The organism is Streptomyces triticirhizae (assembly GCF_003696235.1).
Lineage (GTDB): Bacteria > Actinomycetota > Actinomycetes > Streptomycetales > Streptomycetaceae > Streptomyces > Streptomyces triticirhizae.
Genome location: NZ_RFFJ01000061.1, coordinates 1 through 15,218, shown reverse-complemented (window position 1 = coordinate 15,218; position 15,218 = coordinate 1). Strand labels below are relative to the sequence as shown.

The following is a 15,218-nucleotide window of genomic DNA, read 5'->3' as shown; positions in this document are numbered from 1 at the left end:
GTGTACAGGGTCCCAAAGGGTGCTCGCACGCCCCGCCCGAGGGCCCAGGAAGGGCCCCGGAGGCCCCGGCTAGCTCGGCGAGACGTGCTGGGCGGCGATCCTGCGGGCCGCCTCGGAGTCCGGTCCCGGCTGGGGAACGAAGACCGCCTCGCGGTAGTAGCGCAGCTCGGCGATGGACTCCCTGATGTCCGCCAGCGCGCGGTGGTTGCCGCTCTTCTCCGGGCTGTTGAAGTAGACCCGGGGGTACCAGCGGCGCGCCAGCTCCTTGATCGAGGAGACGTCGATCACCCGGTAGTGCAGGTGCCCTTCGAGGCGCGGCATGTCCCGCGCCAGGAAGCCCCGGTCGGTGCCGACCGAGTTGCCGGCCAGCGGGCTCTTCCCGGCCTCCGGGGCGTGCTTGACGACGTAGTCGAGCACCAGGTCCTCCGCCTCGGCCAGGGTCCGCCCCCCGGCCAACTCGTCCAGGAGCCCGGACGCGGTGTGCATGGCGCGCACCACGTCCGGCATCGACTCCAGGGCGGCGTCCGGCGGCCGGATCACCACGTCCACGCCGTCGCCCAGCACGTTCAGCTCGGAGTCGGTCACCAGGGCGGCGACCTCGACGAGAGCGTCGTCGGCCAGCGAGAGGCCGGTCATCTCACAGTCGATCCACACCATGCGATCGTTCATGCGACAACCTTACGTCGCGCACCGCGACGGCTTCGTCGCGGTGCACGACCGGCATGTGCGCGGGCCTCAGCGCTCGGGGCGCGGCCGTTGGCCCGGCACCCGGGGCGAGTAGCCGTCCGTCACCGGCTTGCTCCGGCCGGTGCCGTCCTGCTGGCGAGCCCGGTAGGCCGCCCGGTAGGCGGCCGGTGAGGCGCCCAACTGGCGCCGGAAGTGGCCGCGCAGCGCCACCGGGCTGCGGAACCCGCAGCGGCCGGCGACCTCGTCCACCGAGTAGTCGGAGACCTCCAGCAACCGCTGCGCCTGGAGCACCCGCTGGGTGATCAGCCACTGGAGCGGCGCGCTGCCGGTGAGCGAGCGGAACCTGCGGTCGAAGGTCCGCCGGCTCATGTAGGCGCGGGCCGCGAGCGTCTCCACGTCGAACTGTTCGTGCAGGTGTTCCAGGGCCCAGGCCACCACCTCGGCCAGCGGGTCGGCGCCGATGTCCTCTGGTAAAGACCGGTCCAGATGGCGGTGCGGGCCGACCTCCGTCCCGTTGCCCCGCCGGGGCGGGAGCACCAGGCGGCGGGCCAGCGCGGCCGCCGCCTCGGGGCCGTGGTCCTGCCGGACTATGTGCAGGCACAGGTCGATGCCCGCCGCCGTCCCGGCCGAGGTGAGGATGTCACCGTCGTCCACGAAGAGTTCCCTGGGGTCCACGTGCACCGAGGGGTAGCGCTTGGCCAGCGTCGGGGCGTACATCCAGTGCGTGGTCGCCGGCCGGCCGTCGAGCAGGCCGGCGGCGCCCAGGGCGAAGGCCCCGGTGCACAGGCCGACGATCCGGGCGCCCTCGCTGTGCGCCCGCCGGAGCGCCGCCAACGCGGCCGCCGGGGGCGGCCCGGTGATGGACCGCCAGGCGGGCACGATGACGGTGCCGGCGCGGGCCACGGCGCCCAGCCCGTAGGGCGCGCGCAGTTCGAGACCGGCGGTGGTGCGCAGGGGTCCGTCCTCGCCGGCACAGGCCAGCAGACGGTAGCGCGGCACCCCGGCATCCTGGCGGTCGACGCCGAAGACGGACAACGGGATGGAGCTTTCGAACATCGGACTGCCGCTGAACAGCAGCACCGCGACGACTTCGCGGCGGCGTCGGGCAGCCAGCTTGACAGCGGGCTCGGGGCCGTGCGTTGGGTCCTGGCTCATGCTCCTCAGTTCCCTCGGTCGTCGCATCCTCTCGGTCCTGCACGTTTCCCCCGACGTGTTTGCCAAGATCGAATCTACTGTGTCAGGCGAGGTCGGCGGGACAAGTTCATCACTCGGCGCTAAATCGACATGACAACGTGGCGCGAAGCATTCGATCAGGAAGCGTTTCACGTGGCGGCAGTTGGGGGAAGTACGCCTCCCCCCGAGAGCGCCCGCCGCAGGGGGCAGCAGGCCAGGGATGGCCCATCCACCGGGTATACCCCAGGTGTTGAAGGGGTGGATGAGCAAGGTGGGGCGGCCACAGGGAAGTTGGCTGAAAATAAAAGCCGTCAGCAAGAACTTCAGACCGCGCGCCCGGCGTGCGCCGGGGGCGCTCGGGGGGCGCTCGTGCCGCAACCCCTCGAGCACGCTCGGTGATCATGTCCAGAACAGGAGCACCCATGCGCCCCCCGGCCCTGGCATGGCCGCCGCCCCGGCGCCGATCACCGCGCGGAATCACAGGCGCCGGAAAGTGTCCGAAAGCGTTGCCTGGGCGGCCGAGGATGCGGCATCCTGCACGGTCACGGTCGCGGGACCGGTTTCCAGGGTTGTACACACCATCTCTGGGAACTAGGTACCTGAACGCCGTACCCTGGAGGTGGAACCTGTGACGAAAGGGAGTACCCTCCTCCTTCCCCACGCGCTCCGCCCCCATCTCCCACACATTCCCGAGGTCTCCTCACCGACTCCCCGCTGAGGCTCCGATGGCTGGATACGAGTTCCCCGAACCAGCGGATCGCAGGCGCGTCGTAGAACCCGATACGCCCGACCCGGCGACCGAGGACCACGCGGCGCGTGATCCCGCGTTCCAGCACGGCGTGGTGGTGGGCTTCGACGGCTCCACCTCCAGCGAGCGCGCGCTGGCGTACGCCGCCGGCCTCGCGCAGCGCTCCCACGCGGGCCTGATCATCGTGCACGTGGCCAACCGGCTGCCGACCACCGTCTGGGCCGGCTGCGAGCCGCCCGCGCTGGTCGACGTCCCCGACCACCGCACCGAGGTACTGGGGCTCGAACTCTCCTGCGCCGAGCACCTCTCCGACCTGCCCTGGGTGCTGCTGGAGCGCGGTGGCGACATCTGCCACGAGCTGGAGGAGGTCGGGCGCGAGTACGCGGCCAACGCGATCGTGGTCGGCACCACGCACGGACTGTTGAGCCGGATCTTCGGCTCGGTCTCCGGACGGCTGGCGCGCCGCGCCCAGCGCCCGGTGATCGTGATCCCCTGAGGCCGCAGGGCCCCGCCGGCGTCCGCCCGTGGGATGGAGCGGCGGCGAATCCCCACTGACCATTCACCAAATTCACCGGGCATGGGACGTGGATTGTGCGTTTGTGATGGGCATAAAGCTGACACCAGCTCCGCCAGCCGCCGTCAGGCGGCGGCGGACGGGTCGGCTTGGGCCGACGGCCGGGAGGTGACGGACCCGGCCCCGGCCTTCCCCTGCCGGCGTAATGGGCGACGCCGGCAACCTGGGGCGGCCCCCGGGGTGCGTTTGGTGGCACGCACTTCCCCGGGGGCCGCCGCCTGTTTCCGCCTCGCGGTCTCAGGCCACGCTCACTCCACGGTCACGGACTTGGCGAGGTTCCGGGGCTTGTCGATGTCCCGGCCGAGGGCCAACGCCGTGTGGTAGGCGAGCAGTTGCAGCGGGATGCCCATCAGCACCGGGTCCAGCTCGGGCTCGTTGCGGGGCACCACGATGGTGTCGTCGGCCTTGGCCTGCTCCTCGTGCGCGACGGCCAGGATGCGCCCGCTGCGGGCCTTGATCTCCTCCAGGGTGGCGCGGTTCTTCTCCAGCAGCTCGTCGTTGGGCATGATCGCGACGGTCGGCACGGCCGGCTCGATCAGGGCCAGCGGGCCGTGCTTCAGCTCGGACGCCGGGTACGCCTCGGCGTGGATGTACGAGACCTCCTTGAGCTTGAGCGAGGCCTCCTTGGCGACGGGGAAGCCCCGCACCCGGCCGACGAACATCATGCTCCTGGCGTCGGCGAAGTCCTTGGCCAGCGCCGCGATCCGGTCCTCGTCGCGGAGGATCTCCGCGATCTGCGCCGGCAGCCGCCGCAGGCCCTCGATGATCCGCCGGCCGTCGGCCACCGACAGGTCCCTGATCCGGCCCAGGTGGAGCGCCAACAGGGCGAACGCCACGGCGGTGTTGGTGAAGCACTTGGTGGAGACCACGCAGACCTCGGGGCCCGCGTGGACGTAGACGCCGCCGTCGGTCTCCCGGGCGATCGCCGAGCCGACGACGTTGACCACGCCCAGCACCATGGCGCCCTTGCGCTTCAACTCCTGGACGGCGGCCAGGGTGTCGTAGGTCTCGCCGGACTGGCTGGTGGCGATGTAGAGGGTGTCGGGGTCGACCACCGCGTTGCGGTAGCGGAACTCGCTGGCGGGCTCGGCGTCGGCCGGGATGCGGGCCAGCTCCTCGATCAGCTGAGCGCCGATCAGTCCCGCGTGGTAGGCGGAGCCGCAGCCGAGGATCTTCACCCGGCGCACCCCGCGCGCGGCCCTGGCGTCCAGGTTGAGCCCGCCGAGGCGGACGGTCGCGAAGCGGTCGTCGATCCGGCCGCGCAGCGCGCGGTCCACCGCGTCGGGCTGCTCGGCGATCTCCTTGTGCATATAGGTGTCGTGGCCACCCATGTCGTAGCTCTCCGCCTCCCACTCCACCGTGGTGGGCGAGGCGGCGGTGCGGCTGCCGTCGGTGGTGTAGGTGCGGTAGTCGTCGGCCTTGAGGGTGGCCATCTCGCCGTCGTCCAGGGTGATCACCTGGCGGGTGTGGCTGACCAGGGCCGCCACGTCGGAGGCGACGAACATCTCCTTCTCGCCGATGCCCAGCACCACGGGCGAGCCGTTGCGGGCCACCACGATGCGGTCGGGGAAGTCGGCGTGCAGCACGGCGATGCCGTAGGTGCCCTCGACGTAGCGCAGCGCCTCGCGGACCTTCTCCTCCAGCGTGGCGGCCTGGGCGCGGGCGATCAGGTGGGCGAGCACCTCGGTGTCGGTCTCTGAGGCGAGGGAGATCCCGTCGGCGGAGAGCTTGGCGCGCAGCTCGGCGGAGTTGTCGATGATGCCGTTGTGGACGACGGCGACCTTGCCGGCGTCGTCCAGGTGCGGGTGGGCGTTGGTGTCGTTGGGCGCGCCGTGGGTGGCCCAGCGGGTGTGGGCGATGCCGCCGGTGCCGGCGAAGCGGGCCGGGAGGCGCTCCTCCAGCTCGCGGACGCGGCCGGCGGCCTTGACGGTCTTCAGGCCGCCGTTCTTTCCACTGCTGTGGATGGCGATGCCGGCGGAGTCATAGCCCCGGTACTCAAGTCGTTGGAGTCCCTCCAGCAGGAGCGGGGCGACATCTCGTTTCCCGATGTATCCGACGATTCCGCACATCCTGGTTCCTCCTGCTGTCGTTCTTCCGGCTGCCCGTCGTCCCGTGCGCGCCCCGGGTGGGGCGAACGGCCGTCCGTCACCCGTAGACGATCCGGCGCAACTGCCGCAGCGAGAGCGTCGGCGGGGCCACCGCGCGGTGCGGCAGCTCCTCCGCGACGCGCTCGAAGATCCCCTCGTTGGTCAGCCCCCGGGCGCGTAGCTCCCGGTGCCGCCTCCGAACGAACTCCTCGGTGGTCTCGTCGAAATACGCCAGCACATCGAGGACCACGCGGGCGGCTTCGCCACGCCCGAGGGGGGTACTGCGGACCAGGTGGTCCACGAGGTCCTCGTGGGGCGTTCGACGTTCGGGCACCCCTCGATACTGCGGACCGCGGAGGACTTTCGCAACATTCCTGCCCGATATCGGGCAGGGATGTGTCGTGAGCGGGCTGCGGACGGTCTATGGACGGTCTATGGACGCCTTAGAGCCGGTCGATCATGGCCTTCTTGGCGGCGGCGAACTCCTCGTCGGTGAGCACGCCCGAACGGTGCAACTCGCCCAACTCCCGCAGCCGTCGCAGGATGGTGTCCTGGTCGGGCGACGCGCCCTCGCCGCCCGGCAGGGCGGGCGCGTCCGGCGCCTTCGCCAACCGACCGGCGGCGCCCTGGCCCGAGGGGTGCGCCGAGGGGTGCGCCGACGAGTGGGCCGAGGGGTGCGGCAGCCGGGCCAGCACGGCGGCGGTCAACAGCGCCGACTCCGCGACGTCCTTGGCCATCCGCAGGCCCCAGAGCACCACGGTGTTGGGGTCGTGCGCCGGCTTCACAGCGGCCGGGGCGACGCCCTTGGGCAGGAAGCGGACGAAGCCGTTCTCCCAGCCCACCGGCGGCGTCCACTGGACCTCGGCGAGGTCGTGCAGGGCCAGGGTCCTGGGGCCGGCGCTCTTCTTGCTCTCCTCGGCGCCCCAGCCCCAGGTGATCCGCAGCTGCTCCCCGTCGAAGGTCACCTCGCCGTCGGAGGCGTGCAGGGTCAGCGGCACGCTGGGCCCGGGCAGCAGATAGCGGTCGCAGGGCTCGCTCGGGACCTGCTCGATGAGCAGCGCGTTGCGGACCGACTCGACCAGGTACTCGGCGACGCCGGAACGGTCCCGCGCCACCTCCAGCTGGTACGGGTCGGCGGCGTCGGGCAGCCGGCCGCCGGTCGCCTGGACCAGCGGGTCGGCGCCGTGCCGCAGCCGAAGGCGCAGCCGGCCGCTCTTGCGGCCCGACTCGTGGGAGACGGAGGCCACGGCGGTGAGCGGCACGACCAACTCGCCCAGCGAGGACCGCAGCAGATGAACGCCCTTGCCGTGGCCCGGCACGATGCGCAGCACATCGCCCTCGAAGTACCAAGCGCCGGACGGTTGACTGATCTCTGCCATGGCGACCATGGCCCCGATTCTTCCAGCCGGCCCTGACAATCGGGGCGGCGCTGTCGAGGGGATGACCGAATGGGCGTGCGGGGTGAGCGAGTTGGCGCGCACAGTGACCGTGTGCTGATCGACCACCGGCCCCTGGCGGGGCTGCGGCCACCGCACTCCGGAGTTCAGCCGGCAGCCGGCCGTCCGGCCGAGTCGACCAGCGGGCACCGTTCGCCGGGCTCGGTCGGCGGCCCGGGGAAAACCAACTCGTAGCGTTTCACGGTGCGTTCACGTTCGGCGGAGCCGGCCTCACGCGGCCTTGAGGTGGCGTGCGATCAGCATCCGCTGAACCTCGCTGGTGCCCTCGCCGATCTCCAGGATCTTGGCGTCCCGCCACATCCTGGCCACCGGGTACTCGTTCATGAAGCCGTAGCCGCCGTGGATCTGGGTGGCCTCGCGGGCGTTGGTCACGGCGATGTCGGAGGCGTGCAGCTTGGCCATCGCGGCCTCCGTCTTGAACGGCTCGCCGGCCAGCAGCCGGGAGGCCGCGTCCCGCCAGGCGATCCGCGCGGTGTACGCCCGGGTCGCCATGTCGGCCAGCTTGAACTCGATGGCCTGGTTCTCCCCGATCGGCCGCCCGAAGGCGATCCGTTCCCGCGCGTAGCGCACCGACTCGTCGACGCAGCCCTGGGCCAGCCCGGTGGCCAGCGAGGCGATCGCGATCCGGCCCTCGTCCAGGATGCTCAGGAACTGGGCGTAGCCCCGCCCCTCCTCGCCCAGCAGATGGTCCTCAGGGACCCGCACGTCGTTGAAGGACAGCTCGCGGGTGTCCGAGGCGTTCCACCCGACCTTGGAGTAGCCGGGCGCGACGGACAGGCCGGGGGTGCCGGCCGGCACGACGATCGCCGAGATCACCGGGGAGCCGTCCGGCCTGCGGCCGGTCACCGCCGTGACCGTGACAAACGCCGTGATGTCCGTTCCCGAGTTGGTGATGAAGCTCTTGGTGCCGTTGATCACCCACTCCCCGCCGTCCCGCACGGCCGTGGTGCGGGTGCCGGAGGCGTCCGAGCCGCACTCCGGCTCGGTCAGGCCGAACGCCCCCAGCGCCTCGCCCGAGCAGAGCGCCGGCAGCCAGCGGCGGCGCTGCTCCTCGGTGCCGAAGCGGAAGATCGGCATCGCGCCCAGCGAGACGCCGGCCTCCAGGGTGATCGCCACCGAGGAGTCCACCCGCGCCAACTCCTCGATGGCCAGGCACAACGCCAGGTAGTCGCCGCCCATCCCGCCGTACTCCTCGGGGAACGGCAGCCCGAAGAGTCCCATTCGGCCCATCTCGCGGACGATGTCGTAGGGGAACTCGTGTCGCTCGTAGAACCCGCCGATCTTGGGCGCGACCACGTCGCGCGCGAACGCCTCGACGGTGCGGCGCAGTTCCTCGTGTTCGGGGGTGAGGCGGTGGTCGAGAGACATGGTGGGGCTCCTTCTCAGGTCTCCTCGGGGGAGGGGTTCTCCTCGGGGGAGGGCGGTGCGAGCGCGGTGACCGTGCGCGAGGGGCTGGGTCGGCCCAGGCGTTCGGCGAGCCAGCGGCTGGTGGCGGCGAGGGCGTCGAGGTCGACGCCGGTCTCGACGCCCAGCCCGTCAAGCATCCACAGCAGGTCCTCGGTGGCGAGGTTGCCGGTGGCGGAGCGGGCGAACGGGCAGCCACCGAGCCCGCCGGCGGAGGCGTCGACGGTGGTGACGCCGTGCTGGAGGGCGGTCAGGGTGTTGGCGAGGGCCTGGCCGTAGGTGTCGTGGAAGTGGACGGCGAGCCGGTCGGCGGTCAGCCCGGCCGCGTCCAGCGCGGCCAGCACCTCGACCACCTGGCCGGGCGTCGCGACGCCGATGGTGTCGCCCAGGCTCAGCTCGCCGCAGCCCAACTCGGCCAGCCGGCCGGCGACCTCGACCACCCGCGCGACGGGCACCCGCCCCTCCCACGGGTCGCCGAAGCACATCGACAGATAGCCGCGCACCGGAACGCCGGCGGCGGTGGCCCGTTCCACCACGGGCGCGAACATGGCCAGCGACTCCTCGACCGTGCGGTTGAGGTTGGCCCGGGCGAACGACTCGGTGACCGAGGCGAAGACGGCGACCTCGCGGGCGCCCAGCTCCAGCGCCCGGTCCAGCCCGCGTTCGTTGGGCACCAGCACGGGCAGCCGCGCCGGCAGCTCGCGGACCAAAGGGAACAGCTCGGCGGCGTCGGCGAGTTGGGGCACCCAGCGCGGGTGCACAAAGCTGGTGACCTCGACGGTGTCCAGCCCGGCGGCGACCAGCCGGCGCACCAGCTCGGCCTTGACCTCGACGGGGACCAGCGCCGACTCGTTCTGGAGGCCGTCCCTGGGGCCCACCTCGTGGACGCGGACCCGGGCCGGCAGCGTGTCGAGCGCCATCAGGGCTCCTCGCCAGGGTCGGGGGTGACCACGGCGAGGACCTGGTCCATCGCCACGGTGTCGCCGGCGGCGACCTCCAGCGCGGTGAGGGTGCCGGCGTGCGGGGCGACGATCGGGTGTTCCATCTTCATGGCCTCCACCACCAGCAGGCTCTGACCGGCCGCCACCGCGTCGCCCACGGCCGCCTTGACGACGGTGACGGTCCCTGGCATGGGCGCGGTCAGCGACTCGGCGCCCGGCTGGGCGGTGCCGCCCCGGGAGACCACCGGATCGTGGTCGAGCAGCCGCCAGGCGCCGCCGTCCATCCCCAGCCAGCGGCCGCCCGGCACGGGGGCGTGCGTCACCCGCAGCACGCGCCCCGCGTACTCCAGGCGCGCCTCGCGCTCGCCAACGGACAGCAGCCGGGCGGGCGTTCCCCGTTCCTCTCCGGACCCGGACCCGGCCCCGGACCCGGACCCGGACCCGGACCGATGCTCGATCCGCACGGAGCCCTCCGCGACCCACACCGTCACCGGCTCGGCGCCGGCGGCCCGCAGCCGGTGCGGGACGGGCGCGGGCCGGCCGCCGAGCCGCCAGCCGGACGGCACGGCGAACGGGTCGAGCCAGCCGTCGGGCCCCGGCGTCGGCTCCAGCGCGGCCTGGCGCAGCAGCGCGGCCGCCGCGTACACCTCCTCGGGAACGCCGTCCGGCAGCAGCTCGGCCGCGTCCGCGTCGACCAGCCCGGTGTGCAGGTCGCCCGAGCGCACCCGGGGGTGGTCCAACAGGGCCCGCAGAAAGGCCGTGTTGGTCTCGACGCCCAGCACGGTCGTGCGGCCCAGCGCGGCCCGCAGCCGGCGCAGCGCCGTCGGCCGGTCGGGGCCGTGCGCCACGACCTTGGCCAGCAGCGGGTCGTAGTGCGCGCCGACCTCGGTGCCGGCGGCGATGCCCGAGTCCACCCTGACGCCCTCGCCGGCCGGCTCCTCGACCAGCAGCACCGGACCCGTGGACGGCAGGAAGTCCACCCGGCGCTCGCCGTCCGCCTCGGTCAGCCGCGCGGTCTCGGCGCAGACCCGCGCCTCGACCGCGTGCCCGGTGCACGCGATCTCGTCCTGGCCGAACGGGAGTTCCTCGCCGGCGGCGATCCGCAGCTGCCACTCCACCAGGTCGAGTCCCGTGACCAGCTCGGTCACCGGGTGTTCCACCTGGAGCCTGGTGTTCATCTCCATGAAGTAGTGCTCGCCGCCGACCCCGTGCCCGGCCACGATGAACTCCACCGTGCCCGCGCCCCGGTAGCCGCAGGCCCCGGCCGCCCGCACGGCGGCGCGGCCCATCGCGGCCCGCGTCGCCTCGTCCAGCAGCGGGCTGGGCGCCTCCTCGACGATCTTCTGGTGGCGGCGTTGCAGGGAGCACTCGCGCTCCCCCAGGTGCAGCACCCGGCCGGCGCCGTCGGCCAGCACCTGCACCTCGATGTGGCGCGGGCGGTCGACCCACCGCTCGACGAGCAGCGTGTCGTCGCCGAAGGCGGAACGGGCGGTGCGCCGGGCCGCCTCGATCTCCTCCGGCAGCCGCGCGGCGTCGCGCACCAGCCGCATCCCCTTGCCGCCCCCGCCGGCCGACGGCTTGAGCAGCACCGGCATCCCCAACTCCCGCGCCACCGCGAGGAGATCCTCGCCGTGCCCGCCCGGCACCACCGGGACGCCGGCCGCCGCGACGGCCTGTTTGGCGCGGATCTTGTCGCCCATCACCTCGATCGCCTCGGCCGGCGGGCCGACGAAGGCCAGCCCGGCCTCGGCGACCGCCCGGGCGAACGCGGCGTTCTCCGCGAGGAAGCCGTAGCCGGGGTGCACGGCGCCGGCGCCGGTCCGCTCGGCCGCCGCCAGCAGGCGTTCGACGTGCAGATAGCTCTCGGCGGCCGGCGCCGGGCCCAGCCGGACGGCCACGTCGGCCTCCGCGACATGGCGGGCCCCGGCGTCGGCGTCGCTGTGCACGGCGACCGAGGTGAGGCCCATCCGGCGCAGCGTGCGGATGATCCGCACCGCGATCTCACCCCGGTTGGCCACCAGCACCGTGTCAAAGCCCGTGCGCCCGCCGCCCGTTGCGGTCATCGGCTCCCCTCCCCTACATCCGGAAGACGCCGAAGCCGGCGTCGCTCAGCGGGGCGTGGGCGCAGGCCGTCAGCGCCAGGCCCAGCACCGTGCGGGTCTCCAGCGGGTCGATCACGCCGTCGTCCCAGAGCCGGGCGGTGGCGTAGTAGGCGTCGCCCTGCGCCTCGTACCGCTCCCTGATCGGCGCGCGGAACGCCTCCTCGTCCTCGGGCGGCCACTCCTCGCCGGCGGCGGCCAGCTGGTCCCGGCGGACGGTGGCCAGCACGGCGGCTGCCTGTTCGCCGCCCATCACCGAGATCTTGGCGCCCGGCCACATCCACAGGAAGCGGGGCGAGTAGGCCCGGCCGCACATCGAGTAGTTGCCCGCCCCGTAGGAGCCGCCGATCACCACGGTCAGCCTGGGCACCCGGGCGCAGGCGACGGCGGTGACCATCTTGGCCCCGTGCTTGGCGATCCCGCCCGCCTCGTACGCGCGGCCGACCATGAAGCCCGCGATGTTCTGGAGGAAGAGCAGCGGGATGCCGCGCTGGTCGCAGAGCTGCACGAAGTGCGCGCCCTTCTGCGCCGACTCGGAGAACAGGATGCCGTTGTTGGCCACCACGCCCACCGGGTGGCCGTGGAGCCGCGCGAAGCCGGTGACCAGCGTCGTCCCGAACTCCGCCTTGAACTCCTGGAACCGCGAGCCGTCCACCAGCCGGGCGATCACCTCGCGCACGTCGTACGGGGTGCGCGGGTCGGCCGGCACCACGCCGTAGAGGCCGGCCGGGTCGAGGGCGGGCGGCTCGGCCGGCTCGACCGACCAGGGCAACGGGCCGCGCTCGGGCAGCGTGGCGACGATGGTCCGCACGATGCGCAGCGCGTCGGCGTCGTCCTCCGCGAGGTGGTCGGTCACCCCCGAGGCGCGGGCGTGCACCTCGCCGCCGCCCAACTCCTCGGCGGTGACCTCCTCCCCGGTCGCCGCCTTCACCAGCGGCGGCCCGCCGAGGAAGATCGTGCCCTGACCGCGCACGATGACCGCCTCGTCGCTCATCGCGGGAACGTAGGCGCCCCCCGCCGTACAGGAACCGAGCACGGCGGCAATCTGCGGAATGCCCTCGGCGGACATCCGGGCCTGGTGGTAGAAGATCCGGCCGAAGTGGTCCCGGTCGGGGAAGACCTCGTCCTGCATCGGGAGGAAGGCGCCGCCGGAGTCCACCAGATAGACGCAGGGGAGGCGGTTCTCGCGCGCGACCTCCTGGGCGCGCAGGTGCTTCTTGACCGTCAGGGGGAAGTAGGTGCCGCCCTTCACCGTCGCGTCGTTGGCGACGACCATGACCTCGCGACCGCTGACCCGGCCGATGCCGGCGATGACCCCGGCGGCCGGGGCCTGGCCCTCGTAGAGGCCGTGCGCGGCCAGCGGGGCCAGTTCGAGGAACGGGGAGCCGGGGTCGAGGAGCGCGTCCACCCGGTCGCGGGGCAGCAACTTGCCCCGGGCGAGATGGCGGGCGCGGGCCCGCTCGCCGCCGCCCAGCCGGGCGGCGGCCAGGGTCTCGCGGAGCCGGGCGGCGCGCTCGCGGTGGACGGCCTCATTGGCGCGGTACGCCTCGGAGGCGGGATCGGCGGTGCTGCTCAGCGTCGGTGCCTGCCGCATACCCGTCAGGTTAACGCTCGCTAACCGCCATGTCTACAATAGCTTTATGAGCGCGCACGAGCCGTCCGGCTCATCAACCTTCTCGCCTCCCGCAGGGCTCTCGCGTCGGGAGCAGATCCTGCGGGAGGCCTCCAGGCTCTTCGCCGCGCACGGTTTCCACGGCGTGGGCGTCGACGAGATCGGTGCGGCGGTGGGCATCAGCGGCCCGGCGCTCTACCGCCACTTCGCCGGCAAGGACGCGATGCTCACCGAGCTGCTGGTCGGCATCTCCACCCGACTGCGGGACGGCGGGCAGCAGCGGGTCGCCGAGGCGGCTGAGGCCGGCGAGCCGGCCAGCGCGGCGCTGGAGGCGCTGGTCGCCGGGCATATCGACTTCGCCATCGACGACCGGGACCTGATCACCCTGCACGACCGCGAGCTGGACCGCCTGCCGGCGGACGACCGCCGCCGGGTGCGTCAACTCCAGCGACAGTACGTCGAGTTGTGGGTGGAAACGCTGCGCGGGGTGCACCCCTCGCTGGCCCCGGAACGGGCCCGCGCCGCCGTGCACGCGGTCTTCGGCCTGCTGAACTCCACCCGCCGCCTGTCCCGCCCCAACGCCCTCCCCGACCGCGAGGAGACGGCCCAACTCCTGCACCGCATGGCGCTGGCCGCCTTCACGGAGGCGGCCCGCCAGGACTGAACGGAGCGACTGCCGCGCGGCGGTCGCTCGCCCCCCGGCGGAGCGCGTGGGGGCGGCGGAGCGCCTGGGGCGGCGCCCCGTTCCCACGCTCGCCGGGCCGGCGTTCGGGCAGCCGGCCGTGTCACCGGCGACGAGGCCGGCTACGCCGACGAGTCAACTCGGTGCTCCGGGACGCGTTCGCGACGGCGGTCCGTCCCACCCGGCGCGGCAGGCGGCCGGCATCCCGCCGCCCGCCGGCACGGCCGAGCACCGGGGCCGGGGGCCGACCCGCGGGACCAGCCGGCGGGCCGTGCCCGCGCCCGCGTGCCGGGACGGGGCACCACCCAGAACCGCGCGCATCGTCCTCAGACCACACCCGGGCCCCACCGGCACGGCCGAGCACGGAAACCCGGCCCACGACGCCAACCCCCCGCGCAGCCGGCCCGCGTCACCCGAAAGAGCGACCCGGCTCGCGCCGGCCAAGCCGACCGCGACCGAAACGGAACGGGCTCCGTTCATCCGAACGAGGCCCGTTCCGTTCAGCTCACCCGAAGCGCCACCCAACTTTCGTGCCCCGGCAGGGGCACCGGCCGCGCCGGCGCCCCGCGCCGGCGCCCCCGAGACGCTCAGGCCGTCAGGCCGTCACGCCGTCAGCTCCTGCGCCAACGCGTCGCGCAGCCGGGCCGCGCGTTCGGTCACCTCGGCGGGGCCCAACTCCATCGCCCGGGTGCACCAGCTGCCGCCCTCGGCCAGGTCCCCCCGGCGCGAGGCCAGCAGCGCCAGCCGCAGCGCCGCCCGGCCGTGCCCGGCCTCGGCCGCCCTGCGCCACCACAGCGCCGCCTCCGGCTCGCTGCCCTCGCGGGCCAGCAGCAGCCCGAGGTTGAACGCGCCGTTGCGGCTGCCGGCCTCCGCGGCCTCGCGGTACCAACGGGCCGCCGTGACCACGTCGTCCCGGCCGGCCGCGCACATGCCAAGACGCACCTGCGCGCGGCGGTGCCCGGCCTCGGCCGCCCGCTCGTACCAGCGCTCGTACTCCGCCGGCCCCTCGCCCTGCTCCGCCGCCTCGCCGTACCGCTCCAGCAGCACGGCCAGCCGGAAGGCGCCCTCGACGCTGCCGCCCTCGGCGGCCTGCCGCAGCCACTTCTCCGCGAGCCGCCGCTCGGCGTCGCCGGTACCCGACCGCAGCAGCTCGACGGCGAGTTGCAGCGCGGCCTCAGCGTGCCCGGCCTCGGCCGCCCTGCGGTACCACCGCGTGGCGGCCTCCTCCTGGCCGCGCCCGGCGTACAGGATGCCCAGGTTGAACGAGGCGTCCACGCTGCCCGCCTCGGCGGCCTTGGAGAACCACGGCTCGGCGCCGTCCGCGTCGCCGCGCTGCAACAGCAGCACGGCGAGCGCGTTGGCCGCCTCGCGGTGGCCCGCGTAGGCCGCCCTGCGGTACCACTGCTCGGCCTGAGCGGTGCGGCCCTGACCCGCGCTCAACAGGGCCAGGTTGAACGACCCGTTGATGTCCCCGGCCTCGACCGCCGCCCGGTACCAGCGCTGCGCCTCCTGCCGCTCGCCGCGCCGCGCGTGCAGCGCGCCCAGCGCGTTGGCGGCGGGCCCGTCGCCGTCCCTGGCGGCGCTCCGCCACCATGTCTCGGCGCCGGCCTCGTCGCCGGAGTCCCGCAGCAGGAAGCCGAGCGCGCTGGCGGCCCGCGCCTCGCCGGCCTCCGCCGCCTCCAGGTACCAACGCCCGGCCTCGGCGGTCTCGCCGCGCCGCTCCAGCAGCGCGCCGAGCCGCAGCGCCGCCCGCC

Annotated in this window: 12 protein-coding genes; 2 read left to right on the top strand and 10 right to left on the bottom strand. The window is 73.7% G+C overall.

Features of this window, described 5'->3' with window-relative positions; all coding sequences use genetic code 11:
- Nucleotides 1–69: 69 nt before the first annotated feature.
- Both orn and EBN88_RS13225 read right to left on the bottom strand, forming a co-directional pair.
- Entirely contained in the window at nt 70–669 is a 600-nt protein-coding gene (gene orn / locus EBN88_RS13230; RefSeq protein WP_122184059.1) for an oligoribonuclease, read from the bottom strand.
- A 66-nt stretch (nt 670–735) separates the two neighbouring features.
- Nucleotides 736–1,842 carry a GlxA family transcriptional regulator gene (locus tag EBN88_RS13225; RefSeq protein ID WP_122184058.1) on the bottom strand — a complete coding sequence of 369 codons (1,107 nt, stop codon included), beginning with the start codon at nt 1,840–1,842 and terminating at the stop codon, nt 736–738.
- A gap of 743 nt (nt 1,843–2,585) precedes the next feature.
- Here EBN88_RS13225 and EBN88_RS13220 point away from each other — a divergent pair.
- Nucleotides 2,586–3,104, top strand: coding sequence for a universal stress protein (locus EBN88_RS13220; protein ID WP_122184057.1), 519 nt, complete (start codon nt 2,586–2,588; stop codon nt 3,102–3,104).
- Nucleotides 3,105–3,430: 326 nt separating this feature from the next.
- Here EBN88_RS13220 and glmS read toward each other — a convergent pair whose 3' ends face one another.
- The 7 genes from glmS to EBN88_RS13185 all read right to left on the bottom strand — a co-directional run bounded on the left by glmS (nt 3,431) and on the right by EBN88_RS13185 (nt 12,764).
- Entirely contained in the window at nt 3,431–5,251 is a 1,821-nt protein-coding gene (gene glmS, locus EBN88_RS13215; RefSeq protein WP_122184056.1) for a glutamine--fructose-6-phosphate transaminase (isomerizing), read from the bottom strand.
- 76 nt (nt 5,252–5,327) lie between these two features.
- The gene (locus EBN88_RS13210; protein ID WP_122184055.1) at nt 5,328–5,603 is read right to left on the bottom strand and encodes a hypothetical protein; all 276 of its coding nucleotides are present in this window, start codon (nt 5,601–5,603) and stop codon (nt 5,328–5,330) included.
- Nucleotides 5,604–5,712: 109 nt separating this feature from the next.
- Nucleotides 5,713–6,648 (bottom strand): DUF4429 domain-containing protein, encoded by a 936-nt coding sequence (locus EBN88_RS13205; protein ID WP_122184073.1) that lies wholly within the window; start codon nt 6,646–6,648, stop codon nt 5,713–5,715.
- Between the two features lie 288 nt (nt 6,649–6,936).
- Complete coding sequence (locus tag EBN88_RS13200) at nt 6,937–8,094, bottom strand: acyl-CoA dehydrogenase family protein (protein ID WP_122184054.1); 1,158 nt, start codon at nt 8,092–8,094, stop codon at nt 6,937–6,939.
- Nucleotides 8,095–8,108: 14 nt separating this feature from the next.
- Nucleotides 8,109–9,050 (bottom strand): hydroxymethylglutaryl-CoA lyase, encoded by a 942-nt coding sequence (locus EBN88_RS13195; protein WP_122184053.1) that lies wholly within the window; start codon nt 9,048–9,050, stop codon nt 8,109–8,111.
- Complete coding sequence (locus EBN88_RS13190) at nt 9,050–11,134, bottom strand: acetyl/propionyl/methylcrotonyl-CoA carboxylase subunit alpha (protein WP_122184052.1); 2,085 nt, start codon at nt 11,132–11,134, stop codon at nt 9,050–9,052. Before EBN88_RS13190 ends, EBN88_RS13195 begins: the two co-directional genes overlap by 1 nt.
- A 13-nt stretch (nt 11,135–11,147) precedes the next feature.
- On the bottom strand, nt 11,148–12,764 hold the full coding sequence (locus EBN88_RS13185) for a carboxyl transferase domain-containing protein (RefSeq protein ID WP_122184051.1): 1,617 nt from the start codon (nt 12,762–12,764) through the stop codon (nt 11,148–11,150).
- Between the two features lie 46 nt (nt 12,765–12,810).
- On the opposite strand from EBN88_RS13185, the gene EBN88_RS13180 reads away from it, so the two are divergent.
- The gene (locus tag EBN88_RS13180; protein WP_122184050.1) at nt 12,811–13,446 is read left to right on the top strand and encodes an SACE_7040 family transcriptional regulator; all 636 of its coding nucleotides are present in this window, start codon (nt 12,811–12,813) and stop codon (nt 13,444–13,446) included.
- A 621-nt stretch (nt 13,447–14,067) separates the two neighbouring features.
- On the opposite strand, the gene EBN88_RS13175 is transcribed toward EBN88_RS13180, so the two are convergent.
- The coding region (locus EBN88_RS13175; RefSeq protein WP_147472714.1) for a tetratricopeptide repeat protein at nt 14,068–15,218 on the bottom strand (1,151 nt) is incomplete at its 5' end.

Excerpts from the sequence above, each read along its gene's own strand:
- orn (WP_122184059.1), bottom strand. The coding sequence starts at position 669 with ATGAACGATCGCATGGTGTGGATCGACTGTGAGATGACCGGCCTCTCG.
- EBN88_RS13225 (WP_122184058.1), bottom strand. The coding sequence starts at position 1,842 with ATGAGCCAGGACCCAACGCACGGCCCCGAGCCCGCTGTCAAGCTGGCT.
- EBN88_RS13220 (WP_122184057.1), top strand. The coding sequence starts at position 2,586 with ATGGCTGGATACGAGTTCCCCGAACCAGCGGATCGCAGGCGCGTCGTA.
- glmS (WP_122184056.1), bottom strand. The coding sequence starts at position 5,251 with ATGTGCGGAATCGTCGGATACATCGGGAAACGAGATGTCGCCCCGCTC.
- EBN88_RS13205 (WP_122184073.1), bottom strand. The coding sequence starts at position 6,648 with ATGGCAGAGATCAGTCAACCGTCCGGCGCTTGGTACTTCGAGGGCGAT.
- EBN88_RS13200 (WP_122184054.1), bottom strand. The coding sequence starts at position 8,094 with ATGTCTCTCGACCACCGCCTCACCCCCGAACACGAGGAACTGCGCCGC.
- EBN88_RS13195 (WP_122184053.1), bottom strand. The coding sequence starts at position 9,050 with ATGGCGCTCGACACGCTGCCGGCCCGGGTCCGCGTCCACGAGGTGGGC.
- EBN88_RS13190 (WP_122184052.1), bottom strand. The coding sequence starts at position 11,134 with ATGACCGCAACGGGCGGCGGGCGCACGGGCTTTGACACGGTGCTGGTG.
- EBN88_RS13185 (WP_122184051.1), bottom strand. The coding sequence starts at position 12,764 with ATGCGGCAGGCACCGACGCTGAGCAGCACCGCCGATCCCGCCTCCGAG.
- EBN88_RS13180 (WP_122184050.1), top strand. The coding sequence starts at position 12,811 with ATGAGCGCGCACGAGCCGTCCGGCTCATCAACCTTCTCGCCTCCCGCA.